Annotated in this window: 16 protein-coding genes, 1 tRNA gene and 1 other RNA gene; 11 read left to right on the forward strand and 7 right to left on the reverse strand. The window is 71.6% G+C overall.

The features are described from left to right. Window position 1: 1 nt before the first annotated feature. The 3 genes from RM479_RS15195 to RM479_RS15205 form a co-directional block, all read right to left on the reverse strand. On the reverse strand, window positions 2-577 hold the full coding sequence (locus RM479_RS15195) for a PadR family transcriptional regulator (protein ID WP_311512379.1): 576 nt from the start codon (window positions 575-577) through the stop codon (window positions 2-4). Window positions 578-653: 76 nt separating this feature from the next. After that, entirely contained in the window at window positions 654-2,669 is a 2,016-nt protein-coding gene (locus RM479_RS15200) for an NADPH-dependent 2,4-dienoyl-CoA reductase (RefSeq protein WP_311512380.1), read from the reverse strand. 117 nt (window positions 2,670-2,786) lie between these two features. Next, complete coding sequence (locus tag RM479_RS15205; protein WP_311512381.1) at window positions 2,787-3,566, reverse strand: SGNH/GDSL hydrolase family protein; 780 nt, start codon at window positions 3,564-3,566, stop codon at window positions 2,787-2,789. Window positions 3,567-3,906: 340 nt separating this feature from the next. On the opposite strand from RM479_RS15205, the gene RM479_RS15210 reads away from it, so the two are divergent. The 3 genes from RM479_RS15210 (at window position 3,907) to RM479_RS15220 (ending at window position 6,912) form a co-directional block, all read left to right on the forward strand. Beyond that, window positions 3,907-5,646 carry a pyruvate dehydrogenase gene (locus tag RM479_RS15210; protein ID WP_311512382.1) on the forward strand — a complete coding sequence of 580 codons (1,740 nt, stop codon included), beginning with the start codon at window positions 3,907-3,909 and terminating at the stop codon, window positions 5,644-5,646. A gap of 339 nt (window positions 5,647-5,985) precedes the next feature. Beyond that, window positions 5,986-6,204, forward strand: a complete 219-nt coding sequence (locus RM479_RS15215; protein ID WP_311512383.1) for a hypothetical protein — start codon at window positions 5,986-5,988, stop codon at window positions 6,202-6,204. A 336-nt stretch (window positions 6,205-6,540) separates the two neighbouring features. Continuing rightward, window positions 6,541-6,912 (forward strand): DUF1330 domain-containing protein, encoded by a 372-nt coding sequence (locus tag RM479_RS15220; protein WP_311512384.1) that lies wholly within the window; start codon window positions 6,541-6,543, stop codon window positions 6,910-6,912. A gap of 214 nt (window positions 6,913-7,126) precedes the next feature. Here the strand turns inward: RM479_RS15220 and RM479_RS15225 are convergent. After that, a tRNA-Ser gene (locus RM479_RS15225) sits at window positions 7,127-7,214 on the reverse strand. A gap of 386 nt (window positions 7,215-7,600) precedes the next feature. Between RM479_RS15225 and ffs the strand changes: the two genes are divergently transcribed. Then, an RNA gene (gene ffs / locus RM479_RS15230) (signal recognition particle sRNA small type) lies at window positions 7,601-7,696 on the forward strand. A gap of 108 nt (window positions 7,697-7,804) precedes the next feature. Next, the gene (locus RM479_RS15235) at window positions 7,805-10,015 is read left to right on the forward strand and encodes a DNA polymerase III subunit gamma and tau (protein WP_311512385.1); all 2,211 of its coding nucleotides are present in this window, start codon (window positions 7,805-7,807) and stop codon (window positions 10,013-10,015) included. Window positions 10,016-10,030: 15 nt separating this feature from the next. Here the strand turns inward: RM479_RS15235 and RM479_RS15240 are convergent, their stop codons facing one another. Next, window positions 10,031-10,654 (reverse strand): TetR/AcrR family transcriptional regulator, encoded by a 624-nt coding sequence (locus tag RM479_RS15240; RefSeq protein ID WP_311512386.1) that lies wholly within the window; start codon window positions 10,652-10,654, stop codon window positions 10,031-10,033. Between the two features lie 113 nt (window positions 10,655-10,767). Between RM479_RS15240 and RM479_RS15245 the strand changes: the two genes are divergently transcribed. Next, window positions 10,768-10,968, forward strand: a complete 201-nt coding sequence (locus RM479_RS15245) for a DUF6243 family protein (RefSeq protein WP_274811172.1) — start codon at window positions 10,768-10,770, stop codon at window positions 10,966-10,968. 76 nt (window positions 10,969-11,044) lie between these two features. On the opposite strand, the gene RM479_RS15250 is transcribed toward RM479_RS15245, so the two are convergent. Together RM479_RS15250 and RM479_RS15255 are read right to left on the reverse strand one after the other, a co-directional pair. Beyond that, window positions 11,045-12,223 (reverse strand): methyltransferase domain-containing protein, encoded by a 1,179-nt coding sequence (locus RM479_RS15250; protein WP_311512387.1) that lies wholly within the window; start codon window positions 12,221-12,223, stop codon window positions 11,045-11,047. Window positions 12,224-12,329: 106 nt separating this feature from the next. Beyond that, window positions 12,330-13,496 (reverse strand): alkene reductase, encoded by a 1,167-nt coding sequence (locus RM479_RS15255; RefSeq protein ID WP_311512388.1) that lies wholly within the window; start codon window positions 13,494-13,496, stop codon window positions 12,330-12,332. Between the two features lie 71 nt (window positions 13,497-13,567). Here RM479_RS15255 and RM479_RS15260 point away from each other — a divergent pair, with 71 nt between their 5' ends. The 5 genes from RM479_RS15260 to RM479_RS15280 all read left to right on the forward strand — a co-directional run bounded on the left by RM479_RS15260 (window position 13,568) and on the right by RM479_RS15280 (window position 17,606). Beyond that, complete coding sequence (locus tag RM479_RS15260) at window positions 13,568-13,981, forward strand: MerR family transcriptional regulator (RefSeq protein WP_274811176.1); 414 nt, start codon at window positions 13,568-13,570, stop codon at window positions 13,979-13,981. Window positions 13,982-14,036: 55 nt separating this feature from the next. Further along, window positions 14,037-14,372, forward strand: a complete 336-nt coding sequence (locus tag RM479_RS15265; RefSeq protein ID WP_274811244.1) for a YbaB/EbfC family nucleoid-associated protein — start codon at window positions 14,037-14,039, stop codon at window positions 14,370-14,372. A gap of 126 nt (window positions 14,373-14,498) precedes the next feature. Next, window positions 14,499-15,098 (forward strand): recombination mediator RecR, encoded by a 600-nt coding sequence (gene recR, locus RM479_RS15270; RefSeq protein WP_311512389.1) that lies wholly within the window; start codon window positions 14,499-14,501, stop codon window positions 15,096-15,098. A 181-nt stretch (window positions 15,099-15,279) separates the two neighbouring features. Further along, window positions 15,280-16,551 carry an aspartate kinase gene (locus tag RM479_RS15275; RefSeq protein WP_311512390.1) on the forward strand — a complete coding sequence of 424 codons (1,272 nt, stop codon included), beginning with the start codon at window positions 15,280-15,282 and terminating at the stop codon, window positions 16,549-16,551. Continuing rightward, complete coding sequence (locus tag RM479_RS15280) at window positions 16,548-17,606, forward strand: aspartate-semialdehyde dehydrogenase (RefSeq protein ID WP_274811179.1); 1,059 nt, start codon at window positions 16,548-16,550, stop codon at window positions 17,604-17,606. Before RM479_RS15275 ends, RM479_RS15280 begins: the two co-directional genes overlap by 4 nt. Window positions 17,607-17,662 lie beyond the last annotated feature (56 nt).

Genomic DNA, 17,662 nt, shown 5'->3' on the forward strand with positions numbered 1-17,662 from the left:
GTCACCGTTCCTCGGCGGTCGACACGGGTCCCCCGCGGTCCCCGGAGATCTCGGAGAGTTCGTCGATGGCGCGGGTGAGCCAGGAGATCCACCCGTTCTCGATGTCGATGCCGCCGCGCAGCACCAGCAGGTGGATGCGCTCCTGCTCGGTGCGGGGTCCGTCGGTGAAGTCGCGCCTCTCGAACTCCCGGTACTCGTCCAGCCGGGCGCGGTGCAGATCGCGGTGGCGGACGATCTCGGGGAGCAGGTCGCCCACGCCCACGACCCCGGCGGCGCGCAGGCGCAGCGGCAGCGGGTCGCGCGCGACCTTGGGGTCCTCGCGCCGGTTCACCCAGGAACGCAGTTCCTCGCGTCCCTTCGGGAGGACCTCGTACTCCTTCTTCTGTCCCCGGGTGGGGATCGGCGAGGGCAGCGCGCGGATCAGTCCGGCCTTCTCCAACTTGCCCAGTTCCCGGTAGATCTGCTGGTGGGTGGCCGACCAGAAGTAGCCGATGGACCGGTCGAACCGTCGGGTCAGCTCCGACCCGGACGAGGGTTTCTCCAGCAGGGCGGTCAGGATGGCGTGGGGCAGGGACATGTGCGCATTCTAGGTTCGGGCGGCGGACGCGCCGGTCGCGCGCCCGCCGCCGGAGTGAGGGGCCGGCGACCGGCCGCTACAGGGTGGCCGCCAGGCGGGTGCCCTGATCGATGGCGCGCTTGGCGTCCAGTTCGGCGGCCACGTCGGCGCCGCCGATGAGGTGCGCCGTCACACCGCGTTCGGCCAGGCCGTCGAGGAGGTCGCGGCGCGGGTCCTGCCCGGCGCACAGCACGACGGTGTCCACCTCCAGCACGCGCGGTTCTCCCGCGACGACGATGTGCAGGCCCTCGTCGTCGACGCGGGTGTACTCCACGCCCGCGAGCATCTCCACGCCCCGGTGGCGCAGCTCCAGACGGTGGATCCACCCGGTGGTCTTGCCCAGGCCCGCGCCGACCTTGCTGGTCTTGCGCTGGAGCAGGTGGACGCGGCGCGGCGGGGCGGGCCGCTCGGGGGAGCGCAGACCACCCGGGGTGGTGTGGTCGGTGTCCACGCCCCACTGACGGAAGAACTCGTCGGGGTCCAGGGACGCCCGCCCGCCGTCATCGGTGAGGAACTCGGCGACGTCGAACCCGATGCCGCCGGCGCCGATGATCGCGACCCGCGCGCCGACCTCGGCGTTCTTCCGGAGCACGTCGACGTAGCCGACGACCTTCGGGTGGTCGACGCCCGGGATCTCGGGTGTGCGGGGGGCGACACCGGTGGCCAGGACGACCTCGTCGTAACCGGTCAGGTCGTCGACGCCCACCTCGGTCTTGAGACGCACGTCCACCCCCTGCCCGTCGAGCCGGACACGGAAGTAGCGCAGGGTCTCGTCGAACTCCTCCTTGCCGGGCACCCGGCGGGCCATGTTCAGCTGGCCGCCGATCTCGTCGGCGGAGTCGAACAGGGTGACCTCGTGGCCGCGTTCCGCGGCCGACACCGAGAACGCCAGCCCGGCGGGTCCGGCGCCGACGACGGCGATCCGCTTGCGCAGGCGGGTGGGGGAGAGCACGAGTTCGGTCTCGTGGCAGGCGCGCGGGTTGACCAGGCAGGAGGTGATCTTGAGGTTGAAGGTGTGGTCGAGGCAGGCCTGGTTGCAGCCGATGCAGGTGTTGATCTCCTCGGAGCGGCCGGCGGCGGCCTTGGCCACGAACTCCGGGTCGGCGAGGAAGGGGCGGGCCATGGCGACCATGTCGGCCTTGCCGCTCGCGATGATCTCCTCGGCCACCTCGGGGGTGTTGATGCGGTTGACGGCCACGAGCGGGACGGACACCTCGCCCATGAGTTTCTCGGTCACCCAGCCGTAGGCGCCGCGCGGGACGGAGGTGGCGATGGTGGGGATGCGCGCCTCGTGCCAGCCGATGCCGGTGTTGATGATGGTGGCCCCGGCCGCCTCGACGGCCTTGGCGAGCCGGACGACCTCGTCGAAGGTGGAGCCGTCGGGGACCAGGTCGAGCATGGACAGGCGGTACACGATGATGAAGTCGGTGCCGACCCGCTCGCGGACCCGGCGCACGATCTCCACGGGGAAGCGCATGCGGTTCTCGTAGGATCCGCCCCACTCGTCCTCGCGCCTGTTCGTGGCGGCGGCGATGAACTGGTTGATGAGGTAGCCCTCGGAGCCCATGATCTCGACACCGTCGTAGCCGGCCTCGCGGGCCAGGGCGGCGGCGTTCGCGAAGTCCTCGATGGTCCGCTCGACCTCGTCGGCGGTGAGCTCGTGCGGGGTGAAGGGGTTGATGGGGGCCTGGATCGCGCTGGGGGCGACGAGGTCCTCGTTGAACGAGTAGCGGCCGGTGTGCAGGATCTGCATGGCGATGCGGCCGCCTTCGCGGTGCACGGCCTCGGTGATGATCCGGTGCCGGGCGACCTCCTCGGCGTTGGTCAGTTTGGCGGCGCCCTTGAAGGTGGCGCCGTGATCGTTGGGGCCGATGCCGCCGGTGATGATGAGACCGACCCCACCGCGGGCGCGTTCGGCGTAGAAGGCGGCCATCCGCTCGAAGCCGCCGGGGTGCTCCTCCAGGCCGAGGTGCATCGAGCCCATGATGGCCCGGTTGGGCAGGGTGGTGAAGCCCAGGTCCAGGGGCGCCAACAGGTGGGGGTAGTCGCTCATCGTGTCTCCTCGCGCGGGGTGCCTCGCGGGCCGCTGTCCGGGCGGCCCGCCATCTCATTATGCAACAAGTTGCAAAATGCCTCGCGGGTCGCCCCCGGAGACGGGGGGTGTCCCCGGTCAGCCCACCTCGACCGGTAGCGGTTCCGGGCGCTTGGCCACCCGGCCGTCCCCGGACGACCGTCCGCGCAGCCGCCGCATCGCCCACGGTCCGAGGAAGGCGCCCAGCCACCGGACCTCCTCGGCCACCGTGAGGAGGGCCCCCGGGCGGGGCGCCGCCGGCAGCGGGTCGGACCAGGACCCGTCCGCCCCGGGCAGTTCCAGGGCCGAGGCCAGCGCCCCGGAGATCCGCGCGTGCCCGAGCGGGGTGCAGTGCAACCGGTCGGTCGCCCACAGCCGCCGGTCGGTGGAGATCTCGTGCTTCGCGACGTCCGCGACCACCACGCCGTGCCGATCGGCCGCCGCCCGGATCCGCTCGTTGAAGTCCAGCACCCGTGGCACCAGGGGACGCGTCAAGGGGGCCACTCTGGCGATGTCGGGGAAGGTCAGCGTGGCCACCCGGGCGCCGGCCCCGGTCAGGGCGGCGAACATCGCCTCCAGGTCGCCGATCACCTTGTCGGCGTCGTACCCGGACCGGATCACGTCGTTGACCCCGGCGAACACCGTGGCCACGGTCGGCTCCAAGGCCAGCGCGGGCGCCAGTTGCTCCGCCCGGACCTGCGCGGACAGTCGCCCGCGGATCGCCAGGTTCGCGTACTCCACGCGCGCCCCGGTCGCCGCCATCCGCTCGGCCAGCCGGTCCGCCCACCCGCGCACGCCGAGGACGTCGTCGCCGTCCCCGACCCCCTCGGTGTGGCTGTCGCCGATCGCGACATAGCGCACCCTGTCCCCAGGTCCCATTCCGGACTCCTCGCATCGTGGTCGTCAAAGCAGACTATTCCACAAAGTGACTAGTCGACTTATGGACCAAGGGGGGCGTGGGGCGGGGCACGGGATCCCCGCCTCCGGGCCGGACGGTCCGTCCACCGGCGTGGTGCGTCCGGTGAGCGGCGGCGGGAAGGAACCGCTCGGCCCCTCCACGTGCTCGCCCTCGCCCGCCCGCGCGGGATCACCGACACCTACGCCCGACCTCCGGTGGGCGTGGCGGTCCGGGGCTCGGCCGGGGCGCGCTCCTAGCGTGGAGCGGGGGCGCCGGGGCGGCGCACCCGCGCACCGTCGCCGCGCTCCGGGGGAGACCGCCATGGCCAGGAACACCGTCGCCGAACAACTCGTCCGCACGCTGGTCGCCGCGGGGGTGAACCGGATCTACGGCGTGGTCGGCGACAGTCTCAACCCCGTCGTCGACGCCGTGCACGAGACCGACGGCATCGAGTGGATCCACGTGCGCAACGAGGAGACGGCCGCCTTCGCCGCCGCGGCCCAGGCCCAGGTCGACGGGAACCTCGCCGTGTGCGCCGGTTCCTGCGGGCCCGGCAACACCCACCTCGTCCAGGGCCTCTACGACGCCCAGCGCAGCGGCGTTCCCGTCCTGGCCCTGGCCTCCCACATCCCCTCCCGGCAGATCGGCACCGGGTACTTCCAGGAGACCCACCCCGAGCGGCTGTTCGGCGACGTCACCGGCTTCCGCGAGCTGGTCTCCCACCCCGAGCAGATGCCCCGCCTGGCCCGCGTCGCGATCCAGCACGCCCTGGGCACCCCCGGCGTCGCCGTGCTCGTCCTGCCCGGCGACGTCGCCGGACGCAAGGCGACCGGCGACGCCGACACCACCCCGGTCGTCCCCGTGCGCGCCACCGCCTGGCCCGCCGAGGACGATGTTCGCGAACTCGCCAAACGGATCAACACGGCCGAGAAGGTCGCCCTCTTCTGCGGCGCAGGCACGCGCGGCGCCCACGGCGAGGTCATGACGCTCGCCAACCGGGTGAACGCCCCTGTGGGGCACACCCTGCGAGGCAAGGAGTGGATCCAGTACGACAACCCGTACGACGTCGGCATGATCGGCCTGCTCGGCTACGGGGCCTGCCACGAGGCCCTCCACGAGGCGGACCTGGTGCTCCTGCTCGGCTGCGACTTCCCCTACGACGCCTTCCTGCCCAGGCGCAACGTCGTCCAGGTCGACCGCGATCCCCGCCGTCTGGGCTGTCGGGTGCCGCTCACCCTGGGCGTCCACGGCGACGTCGCCGCCACTCTGCGCTCGGTGCTGCCGCTCATCGGCCACAAGTCCGACACCCGTTTCCTGCACGACATGCTGCGCCGCCACGAGCGGGCCCTGACCAAGGTGGTGGAGGCCTATACGGGGAACATCGCCGACCGGACCCCGATCCATCCGGAGTACGTGGCCCGTCTCCTGGACGAGGCCGCCCCCGACGACGCCGTGTTCACCGTCGACACCGGCATGAACAACGTGTGGGCCGCCCGGTACCTCACCCCCAACGGTCGTCGCCGGGTCATCGGGTCGTTCACGCACGGCAGCATGGCCAACGCCCTGCCGCATGCGATCGGCGCCGCCTACGCCGCGCCCGACCGTCGCGTGATCTCCCTGTCCGGCGACGGCGGGCTGAGCATGCTGCTCGGCGAGCTCATCACCGTTCACCAGCACGGGCTGCCCATCACCACGGTCGTGTTCGACAACTCCTCGCTGGGGATGGTGCGGCTGGAGATGATGGTGGACGGGATGCCCGCCTTGCAGACCGATCACCCGCCCGTCGACTACGCGGCGATCGCCGGCGCGATCGGGATGCGCGCCCTGCGCGTCACCCGCCCGGACGAGGTGCGCGACGCCCTGCACGAGGCGATCGCCGCGCCCGAGGCGGTGCTGGTGGACGTGGTCACCGATCCGAACGCGCTGTCCATCCCCTCACGGATCACCGCCGACCAGGTCGCCGGGTTCGCCCTGTCCGCCGGGCGGACGGTGCTCCAGGGCGGTGTCGGCTCGATGATCGACCTGGCCCGCTCGAACCTGCGCAACCTCCCCCGGCCCTGACCGGGGGAGGCCGGTCATCGCGCGGGCCTTCCGACAACGGCATCGCGTCGCCCGCGACGACGCGCGACCCCCGGATCCCGGGGACGGCGGCCGGCGCCGATCCGGTGTCGCCCATCCGGGCGGACGCGTCGACCGTCACCACCGCGAGGAACCCCCGCCCCCGGGCCACCGCCGGGTCGACCTCGACGGTGGTGCGCCGGACGATCCCGCACGTCCGAGGCTTGCGCGCCCGGGGAGGGCGACCCCACCGCCCGTCAACGTTTTGCCCGCTCGTGCTCATACATTGACGCCCCTCGGGCAGTAGTCCACAGACCTGCATCCGACACCATGGAGGACATCGTGATCGCGAAACTGTCCGAGCTCGGCGTCACCTCGGAAATGGCTTACAGCGCCGGGACCGCCAGCATCGGGTTGGCCTTCCTGAGCTGGGCCCTCTCGAAGCAGAAGGAGGACGCCGGCATCGACCGGGCCGACCGGTGGGGGATCTTCGTCGGCCAGTGGGCGCCCACCTTCTTCGCCTTGGGCGTCGCCCTTCGCCTCGAAGAGGGCAGTAAGTGACCCGATGCCACCGGGCCGGCGGGCGCGCGACCTGGGGTCGCGCCCTGCCGGACCCGTCCCCGCGGGGTGGGCTGCGGGGACGCCGGGGGACGGCCGTGCCGCCCCTGTGAAGGGGAGGGCCCCCGGAAGACGCTCGTCCCCGCTCGGCTTCACCGGAGCGGGGACGAGGTCGTGTCACCGCCCGGACGGCCCGGCCCGGATCCGTCGGAGGCCGCGCTCCGAGCCGCTCCCGGCGGAGTCCATCCGGTAGGGGACCCAGGGGGCATACCGACCAGTCGGTTACCCTGGTGGCCGTGCGTTGACCGCGTCACCCCCGACCCGGCAAGGAGCCCCCCCATGGCCGTCGACCCCACCGGAGCCGACCTCGCGACCCTGATGGACGAGGACCCGGGCGGTCCCGTCGTGATGCTGAACCTGCTGCGCTTCGCCCCCGACGGCCGCGCCTCCTACGAGGAGTACTCGCGGGCCGCGTCCCGCTTCCTGGCCGAGTACGGGGGTGAACTCCTCTACGCCGGCGACGGCGACACCCCGCTGGTGGCCGAAGCCGGGCAGGGCTGGGACGCGGTGCTCCTGGTCCGCTACCCCAGCAGGGAGGCGTTCCGCCGCATGATCGCCGACCCCGGATACCGGGAGATCACCGCGCTGCGCTCGCGCGCGTTGGCGGAGGCGGTCCTCCAGCCGACCGTCCCCTGGGGGTCGGGTCGCTAGGACCCGGACACCGCGGGCCCAGGCCCGGGGAACAGGTGGGCGACTCGACGAGGTCCGCACGGACGTGGCCGACCGCGTCGGAGGGCTGATCTGGGAGTCTCCCCAGGAGGGGGAGGGCAGCCCCGCAGAGGCCAACTGAGACTAAAACTGAGACTAGGAACGACGAAGGCCCGGGGCGCTGTGCGCTCCGGGCCAACGTTTCGGCTGGTAGCCGTGGCGGAGGATAGGGGATTCGAACCCCTGAGGCGTTGCCACCAACACGCTTTCCAAGCGTGCGCCCTAGGCCACTAGGCGAATCCTCCGCGCACAACTCTACAGGCTGTCCGGGTGTACTTCGAACGGGCTTCCCCGACGGGGGTCGGCCCCGGTCGGAACGCGCGCCGGAGAGGGTGCCGAAGAGGGTGCCGGGCCGATGAACAGCGCTGGTCGGCGCGCACCCGGCCCGGGTGCGCGTGCGGGAAGTCCAGCGCACTCCTGCCCGTGTCCACCCGGCATCCCCGTCACCGCGTGCTCGAAGGTCATCAGGTCGGCGGAGGCGTCCTCCGTTACGGAGACGGCGAGGTCGCTGCGCGCGGGAGAACGGTCGGCCGGGGAGTGAGCGTCGAACACGGTCCCTGGGATGAAGGTCCCCTCCGGGTGACGGACGCGGTCGGTTGCCCGAGCACCCCCGGGTTCGGATAGACTCTGGGCAGACCCCTCGTGCGGCGTCACCTCATGAACCTCCCCAGGGCCGGAAGGCAGCAAGGATAAATGGGCTCTGGCGGGTGCGCGGGGGGTCCTTTCTGTTTTCTCCGGCCCGGTCCACTCCGGATTCCTCCCCGGAATCGGCGCGAGCTGTCGGTGCTCGCGGGTTGAATGGACCCGTGGCAGGGACCAGGGGAGTGATCACGCCGTGAGCATCGCGCTGTACCGCAAGTACCGTCCCGCGACGTTCGCCGAGGTGCGCGGGCAGGAGCACGTGACCGACCCGTTGCGGCAGGCGCTGCGCAGCGGTCGCATCAATCACGCCTATCTGTTCAGCGGCCCCCGGGGCTGTGGCAAGACCACCAGCGCCCGCATCCTGGCCCGCTCCCTCAACTGCGTCGAGGGCCCCACCCCGGACCCGTGCGGTGTGTGCGACTCGTGCGTGGCGCTGGCCCCCGACGGCGGCGGCAGCATCGACGTCATGGAGATCGACGCCGCCTCCCACGGTGGTGTGGACGATGCGCGCGACCTGCGCGAACGCGCGTTCTTCGCGCCGGTGAGCTCGCGCTACAAGATCTACATCATCGACGAGGCGCACATGGTGACCCGCGAGGGTTTCAACGCGCTGCTGAAGTTGGTGGAGGAACCCCCGCCGCACCTGAAGTTCGTGTTCGCGACGACCGAACCCGAGAAGGTCATCGGCACCATCCGGTCGCGCACCCACCACTACCCCTTCCGTCTCATTCCGCCGAGCACCCTCCGCGAGCTGATGGAGGATCTCCTCGGCCAGGAGAAGGTGCCCTACGATCCGGCGGCGCTGCCGCTGGTGGTGCGGGCGGGCGCCGGTTCGGCGCGCGACACCCTGTCGGTCCTCGACCAGCTCATCGCCGGTTCGGGTGATGAGGGGATCACCCGCGAGGGCGCGGTGTCCCTGCTCGGGTACACCGATTCGAGCCTGCTCGGCGAGATGGTCGACTCGCTCGGCGCCCGGGACGGCGCCGCCGTGTTCTCCCTCATCGACCGGGTGGTGGAGGGGGGGCATGATCCCCGGCGGTTCGCCACGGACCTGTTGGAGCGTTTCCGAGACCTGGTGGTGCTGGCGGCGGTGCCGGACGCCTTGGACAAGGGTCTGGTCAACGTGGCGGCCGAGGCCACCGAGCAGATGAAGGCGCAGGCCGGTCGGCTGGGCCCCGCCGAGCTGACCCGCGCGGCCGACATCCTCAACCAGGGACTGACCGACATGCGCGGGTCGACCGCGCCCCGGCTGGTGCTGGAGCTCATGTGCTCGCGCATCCTGCTGCCGGCCACCGACGGCGCTCAGGGCGCGGCGCTGCTGGCCCGGCTGGAGCAGGTGGAGCGCGGGGTCGCCGCGGGCGCCGTGGCCGCTCCGATCGCCCACCGGGCCCCGGCGGCGCAGCCTCCGGCCCCGCAGGCCATCGCGGAGCCGCGGCCTTCCGCCCCGCGGTCTCCCACCCCGCCGCCCTCCGCCCCCGAGCCCGACGCCGCGCGGCCCGAGCCCGCCCCGCGGGCGGCGCCCAGCGCGGCCGAGCCCGACGGCTGGGACGCGGCCCCCGCCCGCCGCGAACAGGCCCCGACCCCCGTCGCGCCGGTCTCCGCGCCCGCGACCCCGGCTCCGGGCGGTGGCGGCACAGTGGACCTGGGCCGGGTCCAGAGCGCCTGGCCCCAGATCCTGGACGCGGTCAAGGGTCTGCGCCGGTTCACCTGGATGGTGTTGAGCGGTGGCGACGTCCGCCCCATCGGGGTGGAGGGCAACGCCATCGTCCTGGGCTTCTCCCGCGCCAACGAGGCCAAGGGGTTCGGTAACAGCGGCAGCGACCAGGTGGTCGCGAACGCCGTCCGGCAGGTGCTCGGGGTGGAGGTGCGCGTGACGGCCTCCGCCGGTGCCACCGCCGCGCCCGCCCACCGCGCCACCGAACCGGCGCCCCGCGAGCCCGTGGGCTGGGACGCCCCGACCCCGCAGCCGACCCCGGAGCCCGCACCCGCGCCGACCACCCCACCGACTGCGCCGGACCCCGTCGCCAACGGTTCCGCCGCGCCCGCCGGACCGCCGTCGGACCGCATCGTCACCGGTCTCCAGGAACCGCCGCCGGACCCCTACGAGGACGCCGTGGCCGCGCCGCCCCCGGAGGACGCCGGCCCCCCGACCGAGCCTCGGCGCGTCCCGGCCGCCGAACGGTCGGCTCCGCCGACCGCACCGGACCGGCGGGAACCGGAGCCCGAAGCGCGGCGACCCGCTTCGGAGCCGGTCCCGAGCCCCGTTCCCCGCGAGAAGTCGGTGTCGACGGCGAAGGTCTCCGCGCCGCTGCCCCCGGGTTCGGGCGCCTCCCTCATCGAGACGGCGCTGGGCGGAAGGGTCATCGAGGAGATCGAGCACGAGGCCCCCGACGTCTCCCCGTGAGGCCCGCGCCGTGCGTCAGTCGCGCGGGCGCAGGGCCCGCATCACCGTGTCGATGAGGGTGTCCACGTAGGCGTGCGACAGCGCCCCGGTGCGCATCATCCACCGGTTCTGGATCGGCGCGAGCAGCAGTTCCACCGTGATGGCCGGGTCCAGGCCCGGGTCGATCTGCCCGGCGTCGCGGGCGGCGCGCAACCGTTCCCCGAACGCGTCCAGATTGGGGCGCAGCAGGGTCCGCGTGAGGTGTTCGGCCAGTTCGGGGTCGGCCTGCATCTCGGCGATGACGGCCCTGTTGATACGGTCCATGAGCGGGTCGGCGAGTTCGTCGACGATTCCGTGCATGACCGTGCGCAGGTCGGCGGGCAGGTCACCGGTGTCCGGCAGGGGCTCTCCGGCGCTTCCCCCGGTCAATTCGGCGAACACGTCCAACACCACGGCGGACTTGGCGGGCCACCATCGGTAGATGGTCTGTTTTCCGACCTTGGCCCGGGCGGCGATCGCCTCCATGGTCAATCGGTTGTACCCCACCTCGCCCAGGAGTTCGCCCGCGGCGGTGAGAATGGCCTTGCGCGCCCGCTCGCTGCGGCGACGGGGGTTCGGTCGGGTCCGGGCCGGCTCCTCCGGGGTGCTCGTCTGTGCCATACGTCCCACGGTATCCCTGATAAATGACGAGACGTATCGTCTTGTGAAAAGGTACCCTTCAAGGGACCCACACGGCATCGGGCGAGGCAGGCCTCGCCCCAGGGGGAGGTCCCATGTCCCGCAACAACGACAATCTTCTCGGCCTGGGCGGCGGGCGGGGCGTCTCCCGCTCCAACGCCAAGGGCGCCAAGAGCGGCCCCACCGGCCCCAGCGACGACGCCCGTCGCCGCAAGGAGGACCTGCTGCGCAAGATCAAGGAGCGCAATCAGGGCGATGACGGCGCCGCGGGCGCCGAGGCCACCGACGGCGAGTGAACGACCACCCGCGCCCCCGGACCGCGCCCGGTCCGGGGGCGTCGTCGTGTGCGTTCACCGTCCGGGGCGACGCGGTTCACACCCGCCATCCGGGTTGCTCGGGCGAGTCCAGCCACACCCGGTGCGTTCCGTCGGCCGCCACCGACAGCCCGAAGCGGTCCGGAGCGGGCGAACCCAGCCGGGCCCACTCCTGAAGGGCCTCCTCGAACTCGTCCCAGATGCTGCGCGGGCCGCCCTGCTCGATCATCCACGACGTGCCGTAGGGGTAGACCCGCACCCACGAGTCCCCGGCGCGGTCGCACACCCACACCCCCGACCCGGTGCCGATCCACCTGCGGCGCACCCGCCACCCGGGCACCATCACCGACAGCGCGAACGCCGACGGGAACGCCATGAGCGGTGCCACCGGGTCCACCTGGGTGAGGCGGTACTCGTCGGGCTGTTGTCCGGTGTCCCGGACGGGCGGAAGCCGGGAGCCGGGGGTGCGCAGCGGCACGAAGCCGACCCCGCCGTGGAAGCTCGCCCGGGCCGTCCCGTCGCCGGGGCACACCAGGCGGGCCAGTACGCCCGTCCCCTCCAGCAGCCCCCACGGGCACACGATCAGACCGCCGGGTGAGAGCTGTCCGATCCACGCGGGCGGGACGCGTCGCACCCCGCAGGGCGAGATGACGCGGTCGTAGGGTGCCTGCTCCGGAAGTCCCTCGTGGCCGTCGCCGGTGAGCACCGCGGGGTCGTAGCCCTCCGAGTGCAGGGTCTGCCGGGCCGTCCGGGCCAGGCGTTCGTCGATCTCCACGGAGACCACGGCGGAGTCGCCCAGTCGGCACGCCAACAGCGCCGTGTTCCACCCGGTCCCGGTGCCGACCTCCAGGACCTTGAGCCCGTGGGCCAGGTCGGCCAGTCCCAGCATCCGGGCCAGCACCGTGGGCGCGGCACTGGAGGAGGTGGCCCGGGACGGCGCGGGTCCACGCGGTCCGGGCACGCCGCCCTCACGGCCGCGCGGCTCGTCCCGTTCGGTGAGGACGGCGGGATCGTCGATCCGCGTCACGAGGGCGTTGTCGGCGTAGACCGCCGACAGCCACAGGTCCGGGTCGCTGGCGGCGTTGAGCGTCGTCCCGTGCGCCGTCAACGCCCCGGACTCGGGGATGAACCGGTGTCTGGGCACCGCTCTGAACGTCTCGATGAGGGAGGCATCGACCAGGGTGCCGTCCGCGATCATCGCCTCGATCAGTGCCGAGTGGCGTTCTCGTGCGGTCAACACGTCCTCGACCCCCGTGCCTCTCGCTGTGGCGGTGGTGCCCGAGTGCACCACCGGGACGGTTGTGCCCCGGGAGGCACGATTTCAACCGGCAGTGATGTTATCGCTACTCTTCGAGCTTTTCGCTGATGGGAGCGGGTGTTCGGAGAGTCGTCCCCGCGTCGTGCCGCGGAAGGTCCACATACCCGTGCGGACCGCTCCCGTAGTGGTAATCCTTTCCCCGGATCGGTGCCCACGCCACTCCCGCCGCGATGCGTTCCACCACGTCGGGATTGAAGATGTAGGGCCGCCCCACCGACACCAGGTCCGCGCGCCCGGAGGCGACGAGCGCGGTGGCGCTCTCCTGTGTCGTCTCCACGTGTTCACCGGTGTTGCCCACCAGGGTCCCGGACCACCGGGGGCGCAGGTCGTCCAAGGCCGGATAACGCGGATCGTCCGTGAGGTGCAGGTAGGCCGGACCCAGCGGGGCGATCGCCGCGAGCAGCGCCCGGTAGGTCGGTGCCGGGTCCCGCTCCACCATTCCACCTTCCTTGTTGCCGGGGGAGATCCGCAACCCCACCCGGTGGGCCCCGATCGCGTCGGCGACCGCCTCGACCACCTCCACGGCGAACCGGATCCGCCCGCTGACCGGGCCGCCGTAACGGTCGGCGCGCAGGTTGGTGCCGTCGGCCAGGAACTGGTGCACGAGATAACCGTTGGCACCGTGGATCTCGACCCCGTCGAACCCGGCCCGGATCGCCGCCCGCGCCGCCTCCGCGTGATCGGCCACGGTCCGACGGACCTCCTCCGTCGTCAGGGCGCGCGGGACCACCGGATCGACCTTGCCGTCGAGGGTGTGCACCGGACCGGGCGCGACGACCGCCGACGGGGCGACCGGGATCCCCCCGTCCGGACGGTTGGCGGGATGGGTGTTGCGTCCGCTGTGCATGAGCTGGGCGAAGATCCGTCCTCCGGCCGTGTGCACGGCCCCGGTCACCGAACGCCACGCCGCGACCTGCTCCTCCGTGTCCAGTCCGGGTTGGAGGGGGTGATGCCGACCGGCGATGTTCGGTGAGATCCCCTCGGAGACGATGAGCGCGGCCCCCGCGCGCTGGCGGTAGTACTCGATCATCAGCGGGGTGGGCACGCCGCGGTGATCGGCGCGCATCCGGGTCATGGGGGCCATGACCACACGATTGGGCAGGGCGAGCCCGGCCAGGTCGTGGGGGGAGAGCAGTGGGTGGCCGGTCGGGGCGGTGGTGCGCCGGTCGGTCCACGTCGTTGTCGTCGTCATGGGACGAGCGTAAAATCTGACATCCGTGTGAGATTCAAGGGCTTGTGCGGTAGATCACCTCGGAGGGCACGATGCGGATCGGCGAACTCTCTCGACGGACCGGGGCCAGCCCCCGTTCCCTGCGCTACTACGAGGAACAGGGGCTCCTGGTCTCCACCCGCACCCCGGGCGGGCACCGCGAGTACGCCGAAGGCGTGGTCGAACGGGTCGATCGCATTCGCTGCCTGTACTCGGCCGGCCTCAACAGCGACACCGTCCGTCGCCTCATGCCGTGCATGTACGCCAACGAGCGCGGTGAGCCCGCCCCCGACCTGCTCGACATGTTCCGCGACGAACGCCGGCGGATCGACGCCGCCATCCGCTCCCTGGAACGGACCCGCGACTCCCTCGACACGGTCATCGACGAGACCGTCCTCGCCCGGGAGGCGTCGGCGGCCCCGCCCTCCGCCCGGGAACCGGTTACGCTCACACCCATACGGACATGACACCGAGACCCGTCACCGCGGGTGCGACGAGGAGACGGCCGTGAACCCTGGCGGAATGGACATGCAGGCCCTGCTCCAGCAGGCCCAGCAGATGCAGCAGCAGCTCGTGGAGGCACAGCAGGCCCTGGAGGAGGCCGAAGTGGAGGGCACCTCCGGCGGCGGCCTGGTCAAGGTCAAGCTGAGCGGGCGCGGACAGGTCGAGGACATCACCATCGACCCCAAGGCCGTCGACCCCGACGACGCGGCCGACACCGCCGAGACCATCGCGGACCTGGTCCTGGCGGCCATCCGGGATGCCGAGGCGCAGGTCGAGCGGCTCCAGCAGGAGAAGATGGGCCCGCTCGCCCAGGGCCTGGGCGGCGGCGGGATCCCCGGTCTCCCCGGTTTCTAGACACCGCCCCACCGAGGGACGAAGACGACGACCCGACGCGTACGCGGAAGGTCGTCGTTCCCTATACGGTGGTGGTAGGGGTGACGGACCGCCCCGAGCCAGACGGTCCGACCGAATGGGCGGGCGATGTACGAAGGCGCGGTGCAGAATCTGATCGACGAGCTCGGGCGGCTGCCCGGCGTCGGTCCGAAAAGCGCGCAGCGCATCGCCTTCCACCTGCTGTCCGCCGAGCACGCGGACGTCAAGCGCCTCGTCGGCGCGCTGGTCGAGGTCAAGGAGAAGGTGCGCTTCTGCTCCATCTGCGGCAACGTCGCGGAGGAGGAGCAGTGCCGGATCTGCCGTGATCCCCGGCGTGACGCCGCCGTCATCTGCGTCGTCGAGGAGTCCAAGGACGTCGTGGCCATCGAGCGCACCCGCGAGTTCCGGGGTCGCTACCACGTCCTGGGCGGGGCGATCAGCCCGATCGAAGGTGTGGGCCCGGACGACCTGCGCGTCAAGGAGCTCATGAAACGTCTCGCCGACGGCGAGATCACCGAGCTGATCCTGGCCACCGACCCCAACCTGGAGGGGGAGGCCACCGCCACCTACCTCGCCCGCCTGGTCAAACCCATGGGTCTCACGGTGACCCGGCTGGCCAGCGGCCTGCCCGTCGGCGGCGATCTCGAATACGCCGACGAGGTCACTCTGGGACGCGCCTTCGAGGGGCGCCGCAGCCTGGAGTTCTAGCTCACATTTCGCCTTGATTTCGTCGAAATATGAGTACTCTCCCGATCGCCGGGTAGGCCCGAGCGCTGGTGCGCCGTGCTCGACTACGCCTTCCGTCCCAGGTGGGACGGGCTGACGAAGACGTCACCGGTTACACTCCCTTGCAATCGTCTTTGATCCCAACTCTTCAGGAGCATCGACCGTGGCCTTGATCGTGCAGAAGTACGGTGGGTCTTCCGTGGCCGACGCGGAAGCCATCAAGCGAGTAGCCCAGCGGATCGTCGCTCAGAAAAAAGCGGGATATGACGTCGTCGTCGTGGTCTCGGCCATGGGCGACACCACCGACGAGCTCATCGACCTCGCCGAGCAGGTGTCCCCGATGCCGCCGGCCCGCGAACTCGACATGCTCCTCACCGCGGGTGAGCGCATGTCCATGGCCGTCGTCGCGATGGCCATCACGAACCTGGGCTTCGAGGCGCGGTCGTTCACCGGTTCCCAGGCCGGTGTGATCACCACGTCCCTGCACGGCAACGCCAAGATCATCGACGTCACGCCCGGCCGCATCAAGGAGGCCGTGGACGAGGGCGCGATCTGTATCGTCGCCGGTTTCCAGGGCGTCTCCCAGGACACCAAGGACATCACCACCCTGGGCAGGGGCGGGTCGGACACCACGGCCGTGGCCCTCGCCGCCGCCCTGGAGGCGGACGCCTGCGAGATCTACACGGACGTGGACGGCGTGTTCACCGCCGACCCGCGCATCGTTCCCACCGCACGGCGCATCCCCCAGGTCTCCTACGAGGAGATGCTGGAGATGGCCGCCAGCGGGACCAAGATCCTGCACCTGCGCTGCGTGGAGTACGCGCGTCGGTACAACATCCCCCTGCACGTCCGTTCGTCGTTCAGCCAGAAGCCCGGGACCTGGGTCGTTCCGGAAGTCGAGGAAAGCGAAGGCATGGAACAGCCGATCATCTCCGGGGTCTCCCACGACCGGAGCGAAGCCAAGGTCACCGTCGTCGGGGTTCCGGACAAGGTCGGTGAGGCCGCCACGATCTTCAAGGCGCTCGCCGACGCCGAGATCAACATCGACATGATCGTGCAGAACGTGTCCGCGGTCTCCACCTCCCGCACCGACATCTCCTTCACGGTGCCCAAGGACTTCGGCAAGCAGGCCCTGTCCGCGCTGAAGAAGGTCCAGGACAAGGTCGGCTTCGAGTCGCTGCGTTACGACGACAAGATCGGCAAGGTCTCCCTCATCGGCGCCGGCATGCGCTCCTACCCGGGGGTCACCGCCCGTTTCTTCGACGCCATCGCCGGTTCGGGCACCAACATCGAGATGATCTCGACCTCGGAGATCCGCATCTCCGTCATCGTCGCGGAAGACCAGATCGACGCGGCCGTCCAGGCCGCCCACACCGAGTTCCAGCTCGACGCCGACCAGGTCGAGGCTGTCGTGTACGGAGGTACCGGCCGATGAGCAACCGTCTTCCCACCCTGGCCATCGTCGGCGCGACCGGCGCCGTCGGCACCGTGATGCTGGACATCCTCACCCAGCGGGAGAACGTGTGGGGCGAGATCCGCCTCATCGCCTCCCCGCGCAGCGCCGGCAAGGTGCTCCGAGTACGCGGCGAGGACGTCGTGGTGCAGGCCCTGGCCCCCGAGGTGTTCGACGGCGTCGACGTCGCCATGTTCGACGTCCCCGACGAGGTGTCCAAGGAGTGGGCGCCGATCGCCGCCGCGCGCGGTGCGGTCGCCGTCGACAACTCCGGTGCGTTCCGCATGGACGCCGACGTTCCGCTCGTGGTGCCCGAGGTCAACGCGGAGCAGGTCCGTAACCGGCCGCGCGGCATCATCAGCAACCCCAACTGCACCACCCTGTCGATGATCGTCGCCATCGGCGCCCTGCACCGCACCTTCGGTGTCACCGACCTGGTGGTCTCCTCCTACCAGGCCGCCTCCGGCGCGGGCCAGGAGGGCATCGACACCCTCCGCGACCAGATGGCCAAGGCGGGCGCCGACCGCACCCTCGGCGAGAAGGCCGGCGACGTCCGCGCCGCCGCGGGCGAGCTCGGCCCCTTCCCGGCGCCGCTGGCCTACAACGTCGTGCCGTGGGCGGGTTCGCTCAAGGACGAGGGCTGGTCCTCGGAGGAGCTGAAGGTCCGCAACGAGTCCCGCAAGATCCTGGGCCTGCCCGACCTGCGCGTCTCGGCCACCTGCGTCCGCGTCCCGGTCATCACCACCCACTCGCTGACCGTGCACGCCACCTTCGCCGAGGAGGTGACCGCCGACGCCGCCCGCGAGCTGCTGGGCAAGGCCGAGGGCGTGACCGTCCTGGACGACCCGGCCAAGGGCGAGTTCCCGACCCCGGCCGACGTGGTGGGCACCGACCCCACCTGGGTGGGGCGCATCCGGCAGTCGCTGGACGACCCGAAGTCGCTGGACCTGTTCCTGTGCGGCGACAACCTGCGCAAGGGTGCCGCGCTCAACACCGCGCAGATCGCCGAGGTCGTCGCGAAGGAGTTCACCTCCTAGCGCTCGGTGGTCCTCCGTCCCTCGGGGGTGGTCGCTTCGGCGCCCGCCCCCGTCGG

This window comes from Nocardiopsis lambiniae (assembly GCF_031845465.1).
Classification (GTDB): domain Bacteria; phylum Actinomycetota; class Actinomycetes; order Streptosporangiales; family Streptosporangiaceae; genus Nocardiopsis; species Nocardiopsis lambiniae.